This is a genomic window from Dactylosporangium sp. CA-092794 (genome assembly GCF_050948465.1).
Taxonomy (GTDB): domain Bacteria; phylum Actinomycetota; class Actinomycetes; order Mycobacteriales; family Micromonosporaceae; genus Dactylosporangium.
The window spans coordinates 830377-850369 of sequence record NZ_CP192044.1; the positions used below are offsets into that span (position 1 = coordinate 830377).

Sequence of the window (19993 nt, forward strand, 5' to 3'; positions counted from 1 at the left end):
TGAACGCGCCCGCGCCGGGGTCAGTGACGCAGCCCCAGCCGCTCCATCGCGCGCTTGCGGGCCGGCGACTCGATCCACTCGATCGGCACCGAGCGCATCAGCCGGCCCAGGATCAGCGCGTTCACCGAGGCCACCCGGTCGGTCACGCCCAGGCCGGGCAGGCCGTAGAGCCGCCGCGCCCAGCCCGGCAGCAGCCCGATGGCCAGCGCCGACACGCCGAACGACACGCCGCGCACCGGGGTCAGGCCCAGGCCCCACGGCAGCGGCGGCACGGTCAGGAACAGCCCGGTCGCCGCCGAGTCGACGGTCAGCTCGAGCGACGGCCGCATCCGCGCGTAGTAGTCGGTGACCGCCGCGACCGAGTCCGGCACCGTGGCCGGGTCGAGCCCGGCCAGCGCGGCCGTGCGGGTCTGCTCGCGGTAGTACTCGTCGGCCTCGGCCGGGGTGAGCCGCAGGCCCCCGCGCTGCGCCGCGGTCAGGAACGACTCCACCTCGGTCACGTGCACCCAGCGCAGCAACTCGGGCTCGTCGATCCGGAACAGCTCGCCGGTGCGCCGGTCGACGGCGGTCATCCGGCCGTGGATGGCGCGGACCCGCTTGCCGGCTCGCTCCGCCTCCTCGGTGGTGCCGTAGACCACCGTGGTCACGTAGGTGCTGGTGCGCGCGAGCCGGCCCCAGGGATCTTCGCGATACCGGCTGTTCTGCTCCACCCCGGCCACCGCCCGCGGGTGCAGGGCCTGCAGGTAGAGGCTGCGCAGCCCGCCGACGGTGATGATCGGCTCGCGGTGCACCCGCCAGGTGACCGAGTCGGGGCCGAACAGGCCCGGGTCCGCCGCCGGGTCGCTCACAGCGGTAGGGCTTGGTCGTCGCCGCGCTGGTGCGGCACCGCGGTCTCCTCGTCGCGCTTGCGCTGGCAGGCCGGGCACAGGCCCCAGAATGTGACTTCCGCCTCATCCAGCACGAAGCCGTGCGCCTGCGACGGGGTCAGGCAGGGCGCGTCGCCGACCGCGCAGTCGACGTCGGCGATCTCCCCGCAGCCCCGGCAGACCACGTGGTGGTGGTTGTCGCCGACCCGGGCCTCGTATCGCGCCGGGCTGCCGGCGGGCTCGATCCGCCGGGCCAGGCCGGCCCGGGAAAGCGCGCTGAGCACGTCATACACCGCCTGGGTGGAGACGGCGTCGAGGCGCTGGCGCACCCGCGCCGCGATCTCCTCGACGTCAAGGTGGCCGCGGGAGCTCTCGAGGACCTCCAGCACGGCCAGCCGGGGCCGCGTCACACGCAGACCCCGGGAGCGCAGCAGATCCTCACCCGACACAGCTCCAATAAGACCACGCAGCCTGGAACCGTTCAAATGTTTCTAAGCTCTTGAACCTCGGACCTCTCGCGGCGGTAACCACCCCCGGGGGAGGATCCACGTCGTCTTCGTCGAGGAGGCCCAGTTGTTCGATCGTGTCCTAGGTATTCCGGCGCACCCGCTCTACATCCATGCGGCGGTCGTCCTGGTGCCGCTGCTGGTGCTGGTCGCGGTCCTCTACGCGATCTGGCCGGCCAGCCGCCGCCACATCCGCTGGCCGCTGGTGGCCTTCGCGCTGGCCGCTCCGGGGGCGGTCTTCTTCGCGAAGGAGTCCGGTGAGACCTTCAGCGGCAACCGCAGCTTCCAGTCGGCGGAGCTGAAAGCGGCCATCGCCCAGCACGAGGACTACGCGAACATGCTGACGCTGTTCGTGGTCGTCCTCGCCGTGGTCGCCCTGGTCATGGCCTTCATGCTGCCGGTGACCGCGGGTGCCAGGGCCCGGATCAAGGCGCCGGCCCCGGCCCACTGGCTCCTCTCGGTCGTGGCGGTGGTGCTGGCGGCGCTGTCGGCGTATTACGTCTACCGCACCGGCGACAGCGGCGCCCACATGGTCTGGTCGGGCTTCTAGCGGCCGGCCGGACTTCGGGGGCGGCGGCCTAGAACAGCACCCGGCCGCACAGGATCAGCAGCACGACGAGCAGGATCGCGCCGGTGACCAGGCCCATGCCCTTGGTCAGGATGGTGGCGGCCTGCTCCTCGCGCTCGATCCGCTCCACGTCCTGGGCGGGCAGCTCGCGCGGCGGCGGCGGCGACTCGATGACCGGCGGGCGCCAGCCGTGCGGGGGCGGGGCGCTGCGCGGGGCGCCGGTGTAGGGAACGCTGCGCGGTGCGGCGGGCGTTGGAGGGGGCGCCTCGGCGCCCTCGGCCGGGCGTCGCCAGTACGCGTCGTCGCTCACGCCTCGACCATACCCACCCCGGGCCCGCTGGTGGCCCGGGGTGAGTGTGGGGCGCTGTGCCGGCTCAGTCGAGGTTGAGCTCGCGCAGTTCCGCGAGGGACATGGGTCGGGTGGCGTCAGGGTCGGGCTTGTCCAGCCGCTGGGTGTCCTGGTTGTCCGCGGGCGACTCGCCGAGCGGCCCGTCGAACGAGGGTTCGGGGGTGGGTTCTGTCATGTCGCCGAGTGTGAAGGTGTACCGCGAAGGCGACTGTCGTCATTCGGCCACTTTCCCGCAAACTGCCAGGGGTAGTCTCGCAGCCGTGGCAGGTACGAACGGGTGGGCTCCCACCGATGAACAGCGAGAAGTGAGCTTCGAGGACTTCGCCGACGAGCTGGTCGTGCTCCCCGACCACACGACCGATGACACGGATTCGGGCTGGGGCGAGCGCGCGTCGAACAACGACGACCGCCTTCTCGCCGACCGGCCGCCGCACTGGGACTGAGATCACATCGGCAAACCGAAGCGCCCGGCCCCCACCCGCAGCGGGGACCGGGCGCTTCGCCGTGTTGGTCAGGCCGCCGAGCTCGACGGTGAGGAGCCGGTGGACGATGTGCTCGCGGCCGGCTTCGACTCGGTCTTCGTCTCGCTCTTCGACTCGGACTTGGTCTCGGTCTTGGTGCCCTCGGTCTTGGTGCCGGAGCCCGACGACGGCGACTTCGACGACGAGCGCGAGTCGGTGCGGTAGAAGCCCGAACCCTTGAACACCACGCCCACGGCCGAGAACTGCTTGCGCAGCCGGCCCGCGCACTCCGGGCACTCGGTCAGCGGCTCGTCGGTGAACGACTGCACAGCCTCGAGCTGGTGGCCGCACACCGTGCAGGCGTACTGATAGGTAGGCACTGCTCAGCCTCCATCGTTGGCACTCCGATACTTCGAGTGCCAATGTTGCGTCATTGAACACCCATTCGTCCAGTGGACGTGCGCGGTGTCATAACCTTCCACCGCCCCGCAGACGCGCTGGTCGTGCGGCTCCGCCGGCAGGTCGGCCAGGTACTCGCCCGGGTAGAGCAGCACGATGGTGGTTGCCTGGGTCCGGGGCAGGATCCGGTCGTAGGAGCCGCCGCCCTGGCCCAGCCGCGTCCCGGCCGGCGAGACGGCGAGCCCGGGCAGCAGGACGAGGCCGGCGCCGGCGACCGCGTCGCGGCCCAGCCGCGGGCCGGCCGGCTCCCGCAGGCCGAAGCGGCCGGTGGTGAAGGTGCCGTCGTATTCGGCCCAGTCCAGGTCGTTGTCGGCCAGCAGGACCGGCAGCAGCAGCCGCTCGGCCACCGTGGCCAGGGCCGGGACCAGGAACTCCCCGCCCGGCTCCGGCCCGTGCGGGACGTAGGCGGCGACCGTGGCGGCGCCGGCTCGGCGTACCAGATCGGCGGCGGCATCGGCCAGGGCACGGTCCGCGGCCGTCCGCGCGTGCGCCGGCATGGCCCGCCGGACGGACCGCATGTGCGCCCTGAGTTCGGATTTGGGGGACACCCCGGGCAGCGGCACTCGATTCCTCCTTATCTGTGACAGCATCGCATCAACCGAAATACGGGAGGGCGGGACGTGACGCTGCGTGCGCGGCTCACCGCGGCCTTCCTCGCCGTCGTGCTGGGGCCGGTGCTGCTCGGCGCGGTGTTCGTCGGCATCGCCGTCGGCGAGGTGAGTGAGCAGCGCGCCTCCGAGCGGCTCGACGCCGGCGCCGACAACCTGCGCGCCGCCCTCGCCGTCACCTGCCAGCGGCTGCGGCTGGCCGCCGAGACGACCGCGCTGCTCGCCGACCGGCCCGACGCGGCGCAGACCGCGATCGGCCGCGGGCTGGCCCGCGCGGTCGAGGTGACCCGGGCCGACAGCACCGTGCTGACCAGCGCCGGCGACCTCCCGGCCCGGCCGTGGGCCGACTGCGCCGCGCCGACCGCGTCCGCCTACGCCGCCGTGTCCGCCTCCGTCGACGTGCTCGACGCGCGCGGGCAGCGGGTCGGCCGGGCGTATGCCGTCGAACCGGTCGACTCGACCCTGCTGGGCTGGCTGGCCTCGGCCACCGGCGTGCGGATCAACTCCCTGGCCGCGGGCGCGCAGCCGACCGCCGAGGACGCCGGCATCGTCGAGGTCGCCCGCGGGCTGGTGCCGGGCGCGACCGGGACGACGATGGCCGGGCGGCTGGTACGCCGGCTCGACCCGCAGCCGGGGCAGCCGCTCACGCTGGCCATCAGCGTGCCCGCGCCCGACCCGCAGGGGCTCTACGCGGTGCTGGTGGCGGTCGTCGTCTGCGCCGGGCTGGTCGCGATCAGCGTCGCCTGGTGGCTGGCCCGCTCCACCACGCACCCGCTCACCGAGCTGGCGGCGGCGGTCGAGCGGGTCGCCGACGGGGACCTGAGCGCCCGGGTGCCGGTGCGCAGCCCCGACGAGGTGGGCCGGCTCGGCCAGACGTTCAACCGGATGACCCGGGAGATGCAGGGGTACGTCCAAGCGCTGACGGCCAGCCGGGACCAGCTGCGCGGCCAGCTCGGCGTGCTCGGCGACACCCTGGCGGGCACCCATGATCTCGACCGCATCCTGCAGGTCATCCTGCAGACGGCGACCGCCGCGACCGGCGCGCAGGCCGGGGTGGTGCTGATGGCCGACCCGGCCGGCGGCGAGCTGCGCGGCCAGGTCGGCGAGGGCCTCGGCGGGCTTGACGTCGGCGAGCTGCGGCTCCAGCCGGGCGAGGGGCTGCTGGGCGCGGTGGCCGCCTCCGGCGAGCCGCGACGCGGGCGGGTCGAGCGCGACGGCCCGGTGCTCTCGCCGGTCGAGCCGCGCTGCGTCACCTATGTCGCCGTGCCCATCGCCGCGCCGGCCGCCGGGCCGACGACGGGGCTGGAGGTGCAGCCGGACCGCCCGCCGGCCGCCCGCGGGGTGCTGGCGCTCTACGACCGCCACGGCTTCGACGAGTTCGACGACGCCGACCTGATCACGTTGCGCACGTTCGCCGGGCAGGCCGCCGTCGCCGTCGACAACGTGCGGGTCCACGAGGAGGCCCAGCGGCTCTCGCTCACCGACCCGCTGACCGGGCTGTCCAACTACCGGTACCTGCGCGAGTCGCTGCGCCGCGAGGTCGAGCGGGCCAGCCGGTTCGGCCGCACGCTGGCCGTGCTCGCCCTCGACCTCGACCACTTCAAGGAGGTCAACGACTCCTACGGCCACGCCGCCGGTGACGCGGTGCTGGCCGAGTTCGCCCGGCGGCTGCGCGCCGAGATCCGCGAGGTCGACTTCGCGTTCCGCCAGGGCGGTGAGGAGTTCGTGGTGCTGCTGCCGGAGACCGACGCGACCGGCGCCGCGGTGCTCGCCGAGCGGCTCGGCGTGGCCGTGCGGCGCAGCCCGGTGATCGTCGTGTCCTCGACGGCCGGCCAGCCGCCCCGCCGGATCCCGGTGACCGTATCGATCGGCATCGCTGTGTTTCCGCAGCACGGGGCGACCGGCGCGGCGGTTCTGGAGGCGGCCGACGACGCTCTGTATGCGGCCAAGGCCGGCGGTCGCGACGCATATCGCCTGGCGACGGACGTAAGCGGCGCGAAGGCGAGCGCCGAGGTGACGCCCGGCGCGCCAAAGGCGGCGCAACCACCGCGACAGAGCCGGGGCGGCTAGCCTTTCTACATGCCTGACACGACTCCTCACCAGTCCGCTCCGCGCCAGCGGGCTGTCAAAGCCGTGATCCCGGCGGCGGGTCTGGCCACCCGCTTCCTCCCGGCGACCAAAGCCGTACCGAAGGAGCTGCTGCCGGTGGTCGACCGGCCGGTTCTGCAGTACATCGTCGAGGAGGCGGCCGCCTCCGGGATCCGAGACATCCTGCTGGTGACCGGGCGCGGCAAGACCTCCATGGTCGACCACTTCGACCGCCGCCCCGACCTCGAGGCGCGGCTGCTGGAGAAGGGCGACACCAAGCGGCTCGAGGCGATCAAGCGGCCGTCCGAGCTCGCCGAAATTTACACCTGCCGGCAGGGCGAGCCGCTCGGGCTGGGCCACGCCGTCTCCTACGGCGAGTCCCACGTGGGCAACGAGCCCTTCGCGGTGCTGCTCGGCGACGAGTTCTGCGACGAGACCGAGCCGCTGCTGCCGGACATGCTCGACCTGCAGGCGCGGACGGGCGGCATCGTGCTGGCGTTCATCGAGGTCGACCCGGAGGAGACCAACCGCTACGGCATCGCCGCCGTGGAGCCCTCCGACCACCTGGTCGAGTCCGGCGAGACGGTGAAGGTCACCGCGCTGGTCGAGAAGCCCAAGCCGGAGGAGGCGCCGAGCAACCTCGCCATCGTCGGCCGATACGTCCTGCCGCCGGAGATCTTCGACGCGATCCGCCGGATCGGCCCCGGCGCCGGCGGTGAGATCCAGCTCACCGACGCCATGGCGCTGCTGCTGGCGGAGGGCACGCCGGTGCACGGCATCGTCTACCGCGGCACGCGCTACGACACCGGCATGCCGCTGGGGTACCTGCAGACGGTGGTCCAGCTCGCGGTCAAGCGTGACGATCTGGGCCCGGCGTTCAGCCAGTGGCTGACCCAGTTCGTGGAGAAGGAATTGCGCGGGTGACAGCGGTTCCAGCGACGGGCTCCCACCACGACGCGGCGCGCGACGCCGGTGTCGGGTCGAACGCGCGCGTCCCCCTCGCCGACTACCTCGCCGGCGTGCTTCGTGGGCTGCGCCCGTTGCCCCCGCTGGACCTGGAGATCACCGCCGCGCACGGCAACGTGCTCGCCGAGGACGTGGTCGGGCCGGGCCCCGTGCCCGCGTTCGACCACGCCGCGATCGACGGCTACGCGGCGCGCTTCGACGACATCAGCGACGCTCAGCCGGGCCGGCCGGTCCGGCTGAGCGTCGTCGGCGACCTGGTGGCCTCGAGCTGGCGCCCGGTCCGCCTCACCCCCGGCACCTGTTTCTCGGTCGCCGCGGGCGCGCTCATGCCGGTCTCCGCCGACGTCGTCGTGCCGCCGGGTATGACCGACCAGGGGATGGCCGCGGTCGAGGTGTACCACCCGACCAAACGCGGCCACGGTGTGCGGCGGGCCGGCGACGAGCTGCCCGCGGGCGCGGTCCTGGCCCGGGCCGGCGCCTACGTCACCCCGCCGCTGGTCTCGGTCCTGGCCGCCAGCGGCATCGGCCACGTTGTGGTCCGTCCCAGCCCGCGGGTGGTGGTCATCGCCACCGGCGACGAGCTCGTCGACGTGGGCCGGGCCAGCCAGCCGGGCCAGGTGGTCGACGCCAACTCACACGCCCTCACCGCCGCCGCGGCCGAGGCGGGCGCGCACGCGTACCGCGTCGGCATCTGCGACGACGACCCGGAGGGCCTGCGCGGCCTGCTCGACGACCAGTTGCTGCGGGCCGACCTGATCATCACCACCGGTGGCACCGGCACCGGCCCGGGCGACATGGTCCGCCGGATACTTTCGCGCACCGTGGTCTTCTCGGATCTTTCCGTGTACCCGTGCTCCTCGCTGGGCTACGGAACCGTCGGCGGCCCCAACGGCGTGCCGATCGTCTGCCTGCCGGGCGACCCCGGCGCCGCGCTCATCGGCTTCGAGGTCCTCGCCCGCCCGGTCATCCAGCTGCTCGCCGGCGCCGACCCGGTCTTCCGCCCGAGCGTGCGCGCCCATCTGCTGGAAACCGTGAACTCTCCGTCCGGCATGCGCGAGTTCCGACCGGCATACATCACCGAACGCCGCGGAGGCGGGTACACTGTCGCTCCGCTGGCCGGTGGCCCGTACACCCTCTCCGGCCTGGCCGACGCCAACGGCCTGATGGTGCTGGGGGAGAAGGTGATCAGCGCGGCCGCCGGCTCGACCGTGGACGTCATACTTTTGGATAGGCGGCGATGAGTCAGCCAGGATGGCCTGCGATCCTCACCGACGGGCCGGTCATGTTGCGGCCGTACCGCCGCTCCGACGCGCGCGTCTGGTCCGAGGTGCGCCGGTCCAACGAGCAGTGGCTGGGCAAGTGGGAGCCGACGCCGTACGGCACCTGGTACGACCTCAACTCCGTGGCCGCGTTCCGCGCCGTGCACGCCGACCTGCGCCGCGCGGCCCGCCAGGGCACCGCGATGCCGTTCGCGGTCTGCTATCAGGATCGGCTGGTCGGCCAGCTCACCCTCGGCAACATTGTGCGCCGCGCCTTCTGTTCCGGATATGCCGGATATTGGGTTGATTCGCGGTTCGCCGGAAAAGGCATCATTCCCACCGCGCTGGCCCTGGTCGTCGACCACGCGTTCACCGCCGGCGGCCTCCACCGCATCGAGGTCAACATCCGCCCCGACAACCTGGCCAGCCGCCGGGTCGTGGAAAAACTCGGTTTCCGCCAGGAGGCTTACCACCACCGGTACCTCCACATCGACGGCGACTGGCGAGACCACCTCGGATACGCCATGACCACCGAGGACTTGGAGCACGAGGGCCTGCTCGCCCGCTGGCACAAGTCATCCGCCAACGCCTAGCTTTCCGGCCTTCCGGATATTTCCGATTTGCTCGTTCGGGCGTTTCTTCCTGCGTGTTGACGTGGTATTAGTCCCCGCGGCACGTATGGTCATGAGTCGGGAGTTACCGCGTTGTAACTTCCACAGACTTGGATGACTCGCGCGCCTGGGGGAATTCGGCGCGGAGGTTGGATTAGGAGGGGTGAGGGTGCCGACCTCGGTGCTCCTCGCCGTCCTCGCCGCTGCTGGGCTCCTCGCCCTGGCGCCCGCCCTGGTGCGCCGATACGACGCTACAGAGCGGCTGGTGGCGGAGCGGGCGTTGTCGACGGCGCGGGTGCTGTCCCGCGCGGATCGGCGCCGCCGCACCGTGCCCGGCCGCCGCCCGGTCAACCCGCCCCGCCTGCTGGTGCAGCGGGTGTCGTCGTCCTCGGCCCCGCTGCCCCCGCCGCGGCGCAAGCTGACCCCGGTCGCGCCGGCCACCCGCCGCCGGGTGCACCGGGCCCCCCGCGCCATGTACCGCCGCCGCCGGGTCCTGCTCGCCCTGGTGCTGCTCAACCTGGTCGAGGTGTGCGGCATCACGCTGGTGAGCCCCGGCTTCTGGGTGGGCTTCGCGGTCACCGGCGTGCTGCTGGTCGCGTACCTGGCCCACCTGCGCACCCGCGCCCTGGCCGACCGCCGGCGCCGCCGCGAGGAGGCCCGCTACGCGGCCTGGATCGCCCGCCGCCAGGCCCAGGTCCGCCGCGAGCAGCTGCGCCGCGCCGCCGCCCGCCGCGAGGCCCTGGCCCGCCAACTGGCCGAACGCGACCGCGCCCGCCGCGAGGCCGCCCGCTTGTCCGCCCTCCGCGGCCGCCCCTACGACACGCGCGCCTCGGGCCAGTGAACCGATTCGCGCCCGCGACAACGGACCTGTTACTCTTAGCGCCGGTCCGCTAAGCGGACCTTGGGGCTGTAGCGCAGTCTGGTAGCGCACCTCGTTCGCATCGAGGGGGTCAGGGGTTCGAGTCCCCTCAGCTCCACCCTTGGCGTATGGCCGCCGACCTGCTTATACACAGGTCGACGGCCTTTCGCGTCTGATCCAGCACCCCCATTTGGGAGCACCGCCTTCGCGGCGATCGCGAGGGTCCCACGAGGTGACACGTAGGCAACTACGCCCAGTGATGGTGGTGTTGATCTCAGCGGGGCGCCGCCCGCTGAGGGGGGAACAGCCGATGCCGCAGATTGAGACCGCCAAACCCTTCACCTGGACCGCCACCGCGAGGAGATCCTCGCCAAGGTTCGCTGGGTCCAGACCAGCGTCAAAGCAACGCGTCGACAACAACGCGAAGTAACGAAACCAGGATCACGAGGCACTAGCGGCGACGGCTAGACCGATGATCGGATCTCTGATGCCGATGGCTACCTTCTCCGCCGCTGCTGGGCCCGTGCCTCCGAGTGTCCGAACTGCTCTGCAGAGCTGCCGCTGCTGAAACGATAGGCCTCGGCGGCCGGACAACCTGATAGCGATTCTCGTAGCTAAAGGTGTGCCCGGATTCCACCTGGAAGTTGTAATACTGCTGGAAGGCCGCCTGATACCGGCGGCTGCCGCGCGCAGCGCTCGTATCGAGCAGCGGGACGGTGCCGTCCAACAGATCCATGTGGGTTCCCGTTCTGTCCATATCGGCGACTAGTCGCCGATGTGTGATGGCGTTGTCGAACTCGATGTTCTCCACCTCTCTGCCGTAGTACTGCGCGGGGGAGACCCCAGCTCTCGCGGCGGCACGCGCCACGTCTCCGCGGCGGGCTGACGCATCCAGCTCCGCCAACCGCGGCGCTGAAGCGGCGTTTAGGATCTCGAACATGGCGGTGCCCAGCAGCCGCGAGCTCCCCTCGCCTCTCACCGAGCTATGGTTTGGGTTCAGCACGATCTCGCCAGGCCGCCCAGCGCCGCCCTCACGGAAGACTCCAGCCCCTCCATCTTCGGCAAGGCCGAACGTGACAATGACATCACCGGCCATTCGACGTATCGCTTGGAAGTCCGCAGGCAAGGCAGCAAGGTCGCGTTGCAGTCGTTCCATCGTCCGGCCATCGAAAGCCGTCTGGAAGCGCATCTGCCCGGTTACCCCGTGCCAGGCGGTCTCGTCGAGTGAACTGTCCGACGACGACCCGCCGTACGCCAAATCCGAATTGTACGGGCTGGTGCCCGAGGAACTGTTGTGGCTCCAGCTCCCGTCGACGCGACTGTCGGAGTCACTCACGCCTTACCGCCCTTTACTGCCCCAATCGTCAGGGCGGAGTGACCGAACGGGAGACGGTTCATCTGCCGACGTGGCATGGATCCCTCCAATTTCCAGAAATCTACGTTCTGTAGACGTTGCAACAACGTCGCTGTCCCTAAGTCGGTTCACCGACTGCTCGCGGGCGTTGAAAATGGCCTGACCGTTGACAGGGGCATCTGCCTTCCCGCAGCCCAACAACGGGCCATTCACAGCCTCGGTTCACGACCGAGGCTGGAAGATCCTGATGATCATGATGGTCGGGGTTGAATCGCAAGGTCCGTCGCCGCACGGTCTTGTCGGATCCGGCGCTCGCGAGGGTCTTGCCGTCAGGGCTGAAGGTGACCGTGTTGGCCCGGTCGGTGCCCGTGTCGAACGTCGCCACCTTCCGCCCGCTGACCACCTCCCACAGCCGCACGGAGCCGTCCCAGCTGGCGGTGGCGAGGGTTGAACCGTCAGGGCTGAAGGCGAGATCGTTGACGATGGCGTCGACCTCCTTCAGGCCGCGGCGGGTGCTCGGGTCCGCCAGCGGCCAGAGCTCGGCGGCGCCGTTCCAGGCCCGGGATACGGTCCGGATGCTCAGGAATAGTGGTACCGGCAGGCGATGATATGCACGCCATCGGCGGTGGCCACGTACACCAGCCGATGCTCCTCGTCGATCCGCCGCGACCAATAACCGTCGAACTGGTGCCGCAGCCGCTCCGGCTTGCCGATGCCGTCCGCGTTGCCGTTGCGTAGGACGTCTTCGATCAACTGGTTGATCCGGCGAAGCAGCCGGCGATCATTGCCCTGCCACCACAGGTAGTCGTCCCAGGCGTCCCGATCCCAGGTGATTTTCACTCGGCATTCCCGGCCAGCTCATGTTCCTCGACCTGACCGCTACGGTGCCGCTCGATGGCGGCCTCCAGTCGTCGTGCGTTCGCCGGGCTGGCCTGCAAGTATGCCGTCTCGCGCAGTGATTCGTACTCACGTAGGGAAATGACGACCATCGGGTCGTGGCCGACGCGGGTGATCACAGCCGGTTCGGCGTCTTCCTCGACGCGGTTAAGGGTAGCTGCGAAGTTCTGGCGCGCTTCGCTGAACGTAACGTGACGCATGGCATGTCCTTCCCGCATGTACATTCCACTGTACATTGGACGCGTTACGCTCGACAGGTCGACGACCGTTGGCCGGCGACGAGCACGGCCGTCGTTGGCAGGAGAGCGCCTACAGGGACGGCCCGGCCGTCGCGGCTGTAGTGGTTCGCTGGCGATCATCGCTTGAGCCTCATCAAGGCGCGCGGCCGGTTGGGCAGGGAGATCGCGGTCGAGGCCGTCGAAGTGAACACGTCGGGGGTACCAACATCAGCTGTGGGCATTTCCGGGCGCATCGGCGCGGCGGTCATGACGCGCACCCTTGGCCCGTGACCTGCTCAAACGTACCGGGAGCGGGTCACCAGCGATCAGAAGGCGCGGTTCGCGCAGCGACGCGTCCGGCCCACTCATCAAGGCGCACCCTGCTCAAAGCGCGGGGTGCGCTTTTCGCTGCGTGATTCGTGGGTGTTTCGCGCTCGCTTCGCTCGCTCCAGGCGGGGGGCTGCGCCACCCCGCGCCCCCCGATGCCGCACTTCGCTTCGCTCGCGTGGCACCTTCGCCGCGGCCTACTCGCTATCCGTTTCGGTCGCGTCCGCAGACGTGTTGTATGAGCTTGGCGTGTCCGCCACGGACCGGCGCCGGCACGGCCGTGCCACGGCGCGTGCGGTCCGGGCGGCTGGCCCGCAGCCGCCGCGCTCCGCCCGCTACCCGGCACCGGCCGCGCTGCCGCCCGGGAACCGGCACCGCCGGCCGCCATGCCTGTCGACGACCACGCGGTGCCCGGCCTGCACGTCGCAACACGCTGGGCGGGCGCGGTCGGCGATCACGTCCCGACCGGAAGTCTCCGTGATCATGCGCAACAGGGCGTCGACACCATCGGTTTTTCATGATCGTGGAGTGGTGATGTACCCCTGTGTACCGAAAGGTTCCGGGATCATGGCAAACCCGTGGTGCGGTCACCGCGGGCAGCATGATCACGGAGACATACGTCCGGCCCGGCCGCGCAGACCGGCGGTTGCGCCCGGGGGGAGAGACATCCGCACCGTCGCCGGGGTCGGCGCCGATGACCCGCTTGTGCCCCACCGGCGGCCACCGACATCCAGCCTGTGGCAGCCGCTGGCGGTCGCCTGACATCAACCAGCACGATCAGGGCCCTGGCCTCATGCACCATGCCAGCGGACGTCACGAGCGTTGTTTGGCGACCGTCGGCGAAGGTTACTTCGGCGTGGGCCTGGTCGTTCCCGCGGCCGGCAAAATCTGGGCCGTATACGGGTTGAGCTCGATCGGCTGGTCCTCGCCGACGATCACCGTGCCGCCGATGTGGACCAGGTGGCCACCGACGGCGAACTGGGGCTCGAGGACGAAGGTCATGCCAGGGGCGAGCTCCAGGTCGGCCATGAATGTGGGGTGACCGTCCGGGACGGGCGGGTAGGTCTCGGCGCCAGGGAGCCTGCCGATGTCTCCGCGGCCCTTGCCGACCGCGAGGCCCGGGTTGAGCGAGTGGACCGCGATGAGGAACATCGACCCGTCGGCCGCGTCGAGCGGCTTGTGTATCGCGTCGACGAGTTCGCCGAACGTCCGGCCTGGGCGCAATGCTTCCAGGCCCGCGTCGTAGGACTCACGGACAACCCGGCCGGCGCGGTGGAAGTCCTCGTGCACGTCGCCGATCGTGATCGTGACTTGGTGCTGTGTGTGGCGTCCGCCGAAGTTGCAGAACACCTCGGAGTAGATGACGTCGCCGTCCCGCAGGATGCGGGGGGCCTGCGGCCGGTAGCCCCACCGCGGCCAGCCCGAGGAAATGGGATTCGGACCTGAGGAGAACATCATGGCCGCGGGAATCGTTCCGCGCGCGTACCCGGCGGCCATGCCCGCCGCGTACACCTCGCTCTCCGAGACTCCGGCAGCGGCGGTCTCGACCATGGCCCGCACCATGGCCTCGCCGATACCCGCGGAGTGACGCACGGCAGCGACCTCCTCATCGCTCAGCCGCATCGTGATCGCCGCCAGGGCCGAGTCGACCGACCTGAACTCGGCCTCTGGGAGCCGTGTCAGAACGTTGTTCCAGAGCTGGAACGGCACGATGCCTTCGGGGTGCCACGGCAGGTGCGGCCCCAGGCCGACGACGCCGATGGTGCCCTTCGCCAGACCGAGCTCGGTGAGCGTCTCGACGAGCGCGCCGGAGGCGCGGAAGCTGCGGAGATTCTTCGGCGGAATCCACATGATGTCGCCTTGGCGGGTCGATTCCAGGTGGTCCAGGATGAACATCGGCGCGGGCAGCAACGAGATCGGTTCGCCGGGCCGCGGGAAGACGACCGTCGTCCCTGGCCTGCCGTTGGTGAACCAGGTGTCGTAGGCGACCGCTGCCGGGCCGGCGTCTTCGTGCTCGCCGAAGACGAGTAGTGCGTCCAGGCCCTCGCGCTCCATGAACGCGCGCGCCAGGCTCCATCGGCGATCACGCTCGGCCATCGAGAATGTCGGTATCACTGGTGAGGTCCCCATCTACGTCAGCGAACCCTGGGCCTGGCGGTCATCTCCAGGCGTGTTGGTCGTCATGCCACGACGATGGCGCTGCAACGGCCCGGACCCCCAGGGATGGCAGCTTGTTGCCGACCGGGGTGCCAGGCAAAATCGAGGTCATGCGGGCCACCGAGGCGGTCACCATCGTGCATGGCGAGCAGGAACTGCTCCGACGGACGGCGCACCTGTTCGCGACCGCGACCGACGTCGCCTGCGCGGCCAACGACCTCGCCCCGCATCCGCGGTTCCAGGCCGGCGCACGAGCACGAGAGCTCGGCCTCGTCCAGAACGCTTCTTCGGCTCGGCCTTCGGCCTTTGCTCTTGCTGTTGGCTCGGGTCCGTTTCAGCTGCGGACCGTTGCTCCCGCCAGACAGCGGTCGCTGCGCTCCCTGCCAGGTCCGGGGGTGGTTGGGCAGCGCTACCGCCGCGTCGCCTAAACGCGAGGACGCCCGGGCCGAGTGGGCCGGGCGTCCTCGCGGTGCGCGGTTAGTTGAACTTCTCCCAGTTGCCGATGGCGGTGCGGTTGGCGATCAGGGGAGAGTTGCCGTTGTTGTCCGCGGTGACGTACTTGCCGTTGGCGTTGGCCTGCAGGGTGAGGCTGCCGTCGGTGTTCTTGATGACCTTGAACTTCTCCCATGGGCCTACGGCTGTGCGGTTGGCGATCAGGGGGGAGTTGCCGTTGTTGTCCGCGGTCACGTAGGTGGCGTTGGCGTGTGAGTACAGGGCCACGTAGCCGTTGCCGGCGTCGACGAGGTCGAAGGTCTCCCACTGGCCGGGGGTCGCGCGATTGGCGATCAGCGGCGAGTTCCCGCCGTTCTCGGCGGTGACGTGCTTACCGTTGGCGTGGGCCTTCAGCGTCACCCCGGCGTCGGCCTGCTTGACGACGCCGAACCGCTCCCACGGCCCGATCGCCGTGCGGTCCGCGGTGAGCACCTGGTCCGTGCCGCTGTTGCTGCTGACGTACGCCTGCTTGCCCACCGACCAGAGGCTGATGGTGCCGTCGGCGTTGGTGGTCAGGGCGAACTGGGCCATGTCGTCCGTGACGGGGTCGCCCGCCGAGAGCAGGGGCACCGTCCCCCAGTTGACGGCGATATACGTGCCGTTGAGCCGCGAGCGCAGCGCCACGTGCCCGTTGCCGGGCTCGACCACGTCGAACAGCTCGGGGGCGCCGATCGACCAGGAGTAGGGGTTGCTGTTGAGCCAGTTGTACCCCTCGGCGCCGCCGGTGATGTAGCGGTTGTTCTCGTGGGCCATCAGGGCGATCGTGCGGACCGTCGGCCAGAGCGACGCCGACTGGTTGGCGAGCCACCTGTAGCCGTTGGCGTCGGTGACCGTCACGACCACGGTGTACGTGCCGGGCCGGGCGTAGTGGTGCGTGCCGACCGCCGTCGACTGGGTCGTCGTGGTGCTGTCGCCCCAGTCGAACGCGTAGGTGACGATGGGCGAGGACCCGGGCGTCGAGCCGCTCGCGTCCGCGACGATCGAGTTCGCGGCGTAGTCGGGTCGCAGCTGGAGCGCCGCGAGCGGACCCTGGACCGACTCCGCGCCGTGGGCGCCCTGGCCAGAGGCGGTACGGGGCGGGGTGGTCCCGGCTGCCGCAGGACCGGCCCCCGCGACCAGTGCTGCGCCGACCGCCACCAGAACGGTGAGGCCGGGGAGGAGATGTCTGCGCACGCGGGCAGATTATTACGCGGTTCAATGCGCGGCGCGGCCGGAGTACCAGAAAGTTCTTGAAGAAACTTTGGGCGGCGGTGTCGGATCGGGGCGAGGCTGTTCGTAGCAGGGGTGAGCGGCGCCCACGAGGGGCATCCCGAACCTCAGGAGATGATCCGAGATGCAGTACCTGGTTTCCGTGATCCACGACTCGGCCGACCTCGCCACGCCGGAGGAGATGGCGGCCATCGACGTGTTCAACGACCGGCTCCAGGCGGAGGGTCACTGGGTCTTCGCCGGTGGCCTCGCCGGGCCCGGCTCGGCCACCGTCATCGACAACCGGGGCGGGGAGGCGCTGTTCACCGACGGGCCCTACCTGGAGTCGAAGGAGCACATCATCGGCTTCTGGATCATGGAGGCCGATGACCTCGACGTGGCGCTCAAGCTCGCCGCCGAGGGGTCGAAGGCCTGCAATCGGAAGGTCGAGGTGCGGCCGTTCCTGTGAGCGGGGTCGACGTCCGGCAGGCGATCACCCGGGCGCATCACGAGGAGTGGGCGCGGGTGGTCGCCGCTCTGACCAGGCGTTTCGGCGACCTCGACGTCGCCGAGGAGGCGGCGGCCGAGGCGTTCGCGACCGCCGCCGAGCGGTGGCCGGCCGACGGTGTACCCCCGAATCCCGGCGCCTGGTTGACCGTCACCGCCAGCCGCGAGGCCATCGACCGGATCCGGCGCGAGAACAAACGCTTCGACAAGCAGCGGGAGGCTCGGCTGTTGTACGACGACAACCCGCCCGAGCCTCTCGGCGCCATCGACGACGAGCGGCTCCGGCTGATCTTCACCTGCTGTCACCCGGCGCTGGCGATGCAGACTCGCGTCGCGCTCACGCTGCGCATGGTCGCCGGTCTCACCGTGCCCGAGATCGCCCGCGCCTTCCTGGTGCAGGAGACCGCCATGGGGCAGCGGATCACCCGGGCCAAGGCCAAGATCAAGGCGGCGCGCATCCCGTATCGGGTGCCGTCCGCGGAGGATCTTCCGGCCCGCGTCTCCGGCGTGCTCGCCGTCCTCTTCCTGGTCTTCAACGAGGGCTACCTGGCGACCGGCCCCGACACCGATCCCGTACGTCAGGACCTGACCGCCGAGGCGATCCGGCTCACTCGCCTGATCCGTGTCCTCATGCCCGACGACGGCGAGGTGGCCGGGCTGCTGGCGCTGATGCTGCTCACCGAGGCCCGCCGGGCCGCCCGCGTCTCGGCGACCGGCGAACTGGTCACCCTCGACGAGCAGGACCGCGGGGTCTGGGACGCGGCGCTGATCGCCGAGGGGCACCGGCTGGTGCGCGAGCGGCTGGCCGCCGGGGTGGCCCCGGGTCGCTACCAGATCCTCGCCGCCATCAACGCCGTGCACACCTCCGCCCGTGACGTCCGCGCCACCGACTGGTCACAGGTCGTCGCCCTGTACGACCAGCTCGTCCGCCTCGACCCCGCGCCGATCGTCGCCCTCAACCGGGCCATCGCGGTCGCCGAGCTCGACGGCCCGGAGGTGGCACTGGCGGCCGTCGACCGTCTCGAGGACACGTTGGCCGGCTATCACGCCTACCACGCGACCCGTGCCGACCTGCTGCGCCGGCTGGGCCGCACTCGGGAGTCGCGCGCGGCCTACGACAAAGCTATCGAGCTCGCGGGCAACACCGCCGAGACCGCCTACCTGACCCGCCGCCGCGACCAGCTACGGTTCAGCGGACCAGGCCATCCATCAGCTCGCTGACGCGGCCGTGGACGGCGGTCGCCTCGCACCGGGCGGCCGTCCACCGCCAGGGGCCGAGCGTCGTGATCCGCACGCCACCATCATTGCTCACCCGCCCCTGTGGGCACCGGGCATCGCCGGCCGGTAGCGGCGTCGCCGAGCAGGGTCACCCCCGGCCACCCTGTCCCATCGGTGATCGATCGGCAGCACGTAGTGGGGGCGGTGGACCGGGGCGGTGTCGGTGTCGGTGATCAGCGCGGTCAGTTCGGGGGCCCAGCCGTTGACCTCCTGCGCGATCCGGGCGGTCGTCGCGGCGGGATCGGTGAAGTCGATGCCGGCGAACCAGTCCAGCGACTTGGACAGCCACGGGTAGGCGTGCGGGTTCCCGTCGCTCTCCCGGTGGGCCAGGAAAATCTTGCCGCTCTCACTCGTGTCGAACACGAACAGCGACCCGCCACCGACCGCTTTCGCGGTGGTGGGATGGCGGTTGTCGCCGTCGAACAGGAAGGTCTCGACAGACGAGCTGCCGCCGTACTCGGGTGTGACGCCGGTGAGCAGTGGCCGGACCCGCGACCACGCACCGTCCGCGCCGACGAGCAGGTTCGTGACGGCGGTGGTGCCATCGGCGAAGGTCACCTCATGACGGCCCCCGCCGAGGGCGCGCACACCGCCGACCCGGTGGCCCCACCGGACGACGCCGGCACGTACACCGTGACCGGGATGCCGTGGACGTGTAGGACGCGGGCCAGGACGAGACCGCCGAGCCCGGCGCCAACGATCGTGACGAGGCCCTCGGCCATCGGTTCACCTGTCATGCCTCAGAGCATGCGTCGTGACACCGACACGGCAACGACATGGCACCGACACGCCAGCCTACGCGCCGCTCCGGTTCGCCTGGTGGGTCGCCTTAGGCGGAGGTCTTCTCGGAGCGGGCGTAGAAGGCGGCAAGGGCCGCCGGATCCTTGATGTACACGTCGATCTTGCGGCTGGTCTCGCCGACGATGTCGTGGACCTCGATCATCGTCAGCGGGAAGACCTCTCCGGTCGTGTGGGCCGTGAGCGTGCCGACGAGCTTGCCGATCGCGCCGGTCTCGTTCTCGAAGACCTCGTACTCCGTGAGCTCGATGGCGGCGTGGCCCATCATCGTGCCGAGGATCGACTGGAGGAACACGTCGCGGCCGTGATGGACGCCGCCGTACGGCAGCGCCGGCGGCTCGTCGACGATCACGTCAGGGTCGATGCAGGCGATGAGCCCGGGCACGTCGCCCGTGCTCAACGCCGCGTAGAGCTTCCGAAGAACGTCGGCGGCACTCATGTGGTCTCTCCTCGTGGAGGTTACTTGCTAAGTACTTAGCAAGTGACACTATCGGGGTAGGGTTGCCGGGTGTCAACAGATGCGACGCCGCCGGCCGAGCGGTCGCGGACCCAGGCCGAGCGCCGGGCGACCACCGAGGCGCGGCTGCTGGCGGCGGCGTACCGGATCGTCGCCGATCAGGGCGTCCGCGCCGTCACGACCGCGGCGGTCGGGGAGCTGGCCGGCTACTCGCGCGGCATCGTCAACCATCACTTCGGCAGCCGCGCCGAGCTGATGGTGCGCCTGGCCGAGGCGACGCAGAGAAACTTCGTTCCCGACCCGGGCCCGCGCCGGGGCCGCGAGCACGTGCTCAGCGTCGTGGACGACTACCTCGCCCTGCTCCACTCGAGCCCGGCGGACCTGCGCGTCTTCCTGCGCTTGTGGGCGGCGGTCGTGGGCAACGACGAGCCGAGCCTCGACGAGCCCTTCACCCGCCGCGACAAGTTCTTCCGGGACTACTTCGAGGACGCGATCAACGAGGGCGTGGCCGACGGCAGCATCCGCGCCGACATCGACCCGCCGGCGACGGCCGTGGCCATTGTCGGGCTGATCCGGGGGATCGCCATGCAGTGCCAGTACGACCCCGCCCTCACCCGGGACGATCGGGTCCACGCCGCCGCCCTGGCCTTCGTCGACGGCGCCCTGTCCAGCCGCCCGCCCAAGCCCGTGTAGCAACACGAGGGAGGGCCCCCGAGGCGG

At 70.7% G+C, this 19993-nt stretch carries 27 protein-coding genes and 1 tRNA gene; 13 read left to right on the forward strand and 15 right to left on the reverse strand.

The features are described 5' to 3' along the window. Positions 1–20: 20 nt before the first annotated feature. A complete protein-coding gene (locus tag ACQPXD_RS03610) occupies positions 21–848 on the reverse strand; it encodes an oxygenase MpaB family protein (RefSeq protein WP_432834755.1) in 828 nt (275 codons plus the stop codon). Beyond that, positions 845–1315, reverse strand: coding sequence for a Fur family transcriptional regulator (locus tag ACQPXD_RS03615; protein WP_432834757.1), 471 nt, complete (start codon positions 1313–1315; stop codon positions 845–847). The genes ACQPXD_RS03610 and ACQPXD_RS03615 overlap by 4 nt, the downstream gene beginning before the upstream one ends. Positions 1316–1439: 124 nt before the next feature. Between ACQPXD_RS03615 and ACQPXD_RS03620 the strand changes: the two genes are divergently transcribed. Beyond that, complete coding sequence (locus tag ACQPXD_RS03620) at positions 1440–1922, forward strand: DUF2231 domain-containing protein (RefSeq protein WP_432834759.1); 483 nt, start codon at positions 1440–1442, stop codon at positions 1920–1922. Positions 1923–1950: 28 nt separating this feature from the next. Here ACQPXD_RS03620 and ACQPXD_RS03625 read toward each other — a convergent pair whose 3' ends face one another. Both ACQPXD_RS03625 and ACQPXD_RS03630 read right to left on the reverse strand, forming a co-directional pair. Then, on the reverse strand, positions 1951–2250 hold the full coding sequence (locus ACQPXD_RS03625) for a translation initiation factor 2 (protein ID WP_432834761.1): 300 nt from the start codon (positions 2248–2250) through the stop codon (positions 1951–1953). Positions 2251–2314: 64 nt separating this feature from the next. Continuing rightward, a complete protein-coding gene (locus tag ACQPXD_RS03630) occupies positions 2315–2464 on the reverse strand; it encodes a hypothetical protein (RefSeq protein ID WP_432834762.1) in 150 nt (49 codons plus the stop codon). Positions 2465–2549: 85 nt separating this feature from the next. On the opposite strand from ACQPXD_RS03630, the gene ACQPXD_RS03635 reads away from it, so the two are divergent. Further along, positions 2550–2732: a hypothetical protein gene (locus tag ACQPXD_RS03635; RefSeq protein ID WP_432834764.1), complete on the forward strand. Its 183-nt coding sequence runs from the start codon at positions 2550–2552 to the stop codon at positions 2730–2732. A gap of 68 nt (positions 2733–2800) precedes the next feature. On the opposite strand, the gene ACQPXD_RS03640 is transcribed toward ACQPXD_RS03635, so the two are convergent. Beyond that, a complete protein-coding gene (locus tag ACQPXD_RS03640) occupies positions 2801–3130 on the reverse strand; it encodes an FmdB family zinc ribbon protein (RefSeq protein ID WP_432834766.1) in 330 nt (109 codons plus the stop codon). A 3-nt stretch (positions 3131–3133) separates the two neighbouring features. Continuing rightward, entirely contained in the window at positions 3134–3727 is a 594-nt protein-coding gene (locus ACQPXD_RS03645) for a 5-formyltetrahydrofolate cyclo-ligase (protein ID WP_432834768.1), read from the reverse strand. Between the two features lie 102 nt (positions 3728–3829). Here ACQPXD_RS03645 and ACQPXD_RS03650 point away from each other — a divergent pair, with 102 nt between their 5' ends. From ACQPXD_RS03650 to ACQPXD_RS03675, 6 genes are all read left to right on the forward strand, one after another. Then, a complete protein-coding gene (locus ACQPXD_RS03650; RefSeq protein ID WP_432834770.1) occupies positions 3830–5887 on the forward strand; it encodes a diguanylate cyclase in 2058 nt (685 codons plus the stop codon). 9 nt (positions 5888–5896) lie between these two features. Beyond that, positions 5897–6829 (forward strand): UTP--glucose-1-phosphate uridylyltransferase, encoded by a 933-nt coding sequence (locus ACQPXD_RS03655; RefSeq protein ID WP_432834772.1) that lies wholly within the window; start codon positions 5897–5899, stop codon positions 6827–6829. Further along, complete coding sequence (locus ACQPXD_RS03660; protein WP_432834774.1) at positions 6826–8112, forward strand: molybdopterin molybdotransferase MoeA; 1287 nt, start codon at positions 6826–6828, stop codon at positions 8110–8112. Before ACQPXD_RS03655 ends, ACQPXD_RS03660 begins: the two co-directional genes overlap by 4 nt. Then, complete coding sequence (locus ACQPXD_RS03665) at positions 8109–8723, forward strand: GNAT family N-acetyltransferase (protein WP_432834776.1); 615 nt, start codon at positions 8109–8111, stop codon at positions 8721–8723. Before ACQPXD_RS03660 ends, ACQPXD_RS03665 begins: the two co-directional genes overlap by 4 nt. Before the next feature lie 187 nt (positions 8724–8910). Further along, positions 8911–9582: a divisome protein SepX/GlpR gene (sepX, locus tag ACQPXD_RS03670; RefSeq protein ID WP_432834778.1), complete on the forward strand. Its 672-nt coding sequence runs from the start codon at positions 8911–8913 to the stop codon at positions 9580–9582. 62 nt (positions 9583–9644) lie between these two features. After that, positions 9645–9718, forward strand: a tRNA-Ala gene (locus ACQPXD_RS03675). A gap of 333 nt (positions 9719–10051) precedes the next feature. Here ACQPXD_RS03675 and ACQPXD_RS03680 read toward each other — a convergent pair. The 4 genes from ACQPXD_RS03680 to ACQPXD_RS03695 form a co-directional block, all read right to left on the reverse strand. Continuing rightward, a complete protein-coding gene (locus tag ACQPXD_RS03680) occupies positions 10052–10936 on the reverse strand; it encodes a hypothetical protein (protein WP_432834780.1) in 885 nt (294 codons plus the stop codon). 136 nt (positions 10937–11072) lie between these two features. Then, on the reverse strand, positions 11073–11627 hold the full coding sequence (locus tag ACQPXD_RS03685) for a WD40 repeat domain-containing protein (protein ID WP_432834782.1): 555 nt from the start codon (positions 11625–11627) through the stop codon (positions 11073–11075). Next, positions 11534–11794, reverse strand: coding sequence for a Txe/YoeB family addiction module toxin (locus ACQPXD_RS03690; protein WP_432834791.1), 261 nt, complete (start codon positions 11792–11794; stop codon positions 11534–11536). Before ACQPXD_RS03690 ends, ACQPXD_RS03685 begins: the two co-directional genes overlap by 94 nt. Beyond that, a complete protein-coding gene (locus ACQPXD_RS03695; RefSeq protein ID WP_432834799.1) occupies positions 11791–12051 on the reverse strand; it encodes a type II toxin-antitoxin system Phd/YefM family antitoxin in 261 nt (86 codons plus the stop codon). Before ACQPXD_RS03695 ends, ACQPXD_RS03690 begins: the two co-directional genes overlap by 4 nt. A gap of 162 nt (positions 12052–12213) precedes the next feature. Between ACQPXD_RS03695 and ACQPXD_RS03700 the strand changes: the two genes are divergently transcribed. After that, positions 12214–12360, forward strand: a complete 147-nt coding sequence (locus tag ACQPXD_RS03700) for a hypothetical protein (protein WP_432834801.1) — start codon at positions 12214–12216, stop codon at positions 12358–12360. 882 nt (positions 12361–13242) lie between these two features. Here ACQPXD_RS03700 and ACQPXD_RS03705 read toward each other — a convergent pair. Further along, a complete protein-coding gene (locus tag ACQPXD_RS03705; protein ID WP_432834803.1) occupies positions 13243–14493 on the reverse strand; it encodes a M24 family metallopeptidase in 1251 nt (416 codons plus the stop codon). A 170-nt stretch (positions 14494–14663) separates the two neighbouring features. Between ACQPXD_RS03705 and ACQPXD_RS03710 the strand changes: the two genes are divergently transcribed. Further along, positions 14664–14981 (forward strand): hypothetical protein, encoded by a 318-nt coding sequence (locus ACQPXD_RS03710; RefSeq protein ID WP_432834805.1) that lies wholly within the window; start codon positions 14664–14666, stop codon positions 14979–14981. A 49-nt stretch (positions 14982–15030) separates the two neighbouring features. Here ACQPXD_RS03710 and ACQPXD_RS03715 read toward each other — a convergent pair whose 3' ends face one another. Further along, a complete protein-coding gene (locus tag ACQPXD_RS03715; RefSeq protein WP_432834807.1) occupies positions 15031–16218 on the reverse strand; it encodes a PKD domain-containing protein in 1188 nt (395 codons plus the stop codon). 160 nt (positions 16219–16378) lie between these two features. On the opposite strand from ACQPXD_RS03715, the gene ACQPXD_RS03720 reads away from it, so the two are divergent. After that, a complete protein-coding gene (locus tag ACQPXD_RS03720) occupies positions 16379–16702 on the forward strand; it encodes a YciI family protein (RefSeq protein ID WP_432834809.1) in 324 nt (107 codons plus the stop codon). Next, positions 16699–17961, forward strand: a complete 1263-nt coding sequence (locus ACQPXD_RS03725; RefSeq protein WP_432834810.1) for an RNA polymerase sigma factor — start codon at positions 16699–16701, stop codon at positions 17959–17961. Before ACQPXD_RS03720 ends, ACQPXD_RS03725 begins: the two co-directional genes overlap by 4 nt. A gap of 87 nt (positions 17962–18048) precedes the next feature. Here ACQPXD_RS03725 and ACQPXD_RS03730 read toward each other — a convergent pair whose 3' ends face one another. The 3 genes from ACQPXD_RS03730 to ACQPXD_RS03740 all read right to left on the reverse strand — a co-directional run bounded on the left by ACQPXD_RS03730 (position 18049) and on the right by ACQPXD_RS03740 (position 19255). Next, entirely contained in the window at positions 18049–18576 is a 528-nt protein-coding gene (locus ACQPXD_RS03730) for a hypothetical protein (RefSeq protein WP_432834812.1), read from the reverse strand. Continuing rightward, a complete protein-coding gene (locus ACQPXD_RS03735) occupies positions 18573–18755 on the reverse strand; it encodes a hypothetical protein (protein ID WP_432834814.1) in 183 nt (60 codons plus the stop codon). Before ACQPXD_RS03735 ends, ACQPXD_RS03730 begins: the two co-directional genes overlap by 4 nt. Positions 18756–18847: 92 nt before the next feature. Next, on the reverse strand, positions 18848–19255 hold the full coding sequence (locus tag ACQPXD_RS03740; RefSeq protein WP_432834816.1) for a nuclear transport factor 2 family protein: 408 nt from the start codon (positions 19253–19255) through the stop codon (positions 18848–18850). A 69-nt stretch (positions 19256–19324) separates the two neighbouring features. On the opposite strand from ACQPXD_RS03740, the gene ACQPXD_RS03745 reads away from it, so the two are divergent. Further along, a complete protein-coding gene (locus tag ACQPXD_RS03745; RefSeq protein WP_432834818.1) occupies positions 19325–19966 on the forward strand; it encodes a TetR/AcrR family transcriptional regulator in 642 nt (213 codons plus the stop codon). Positions 19967–19993: the final 27 nt, after the last annotated feature.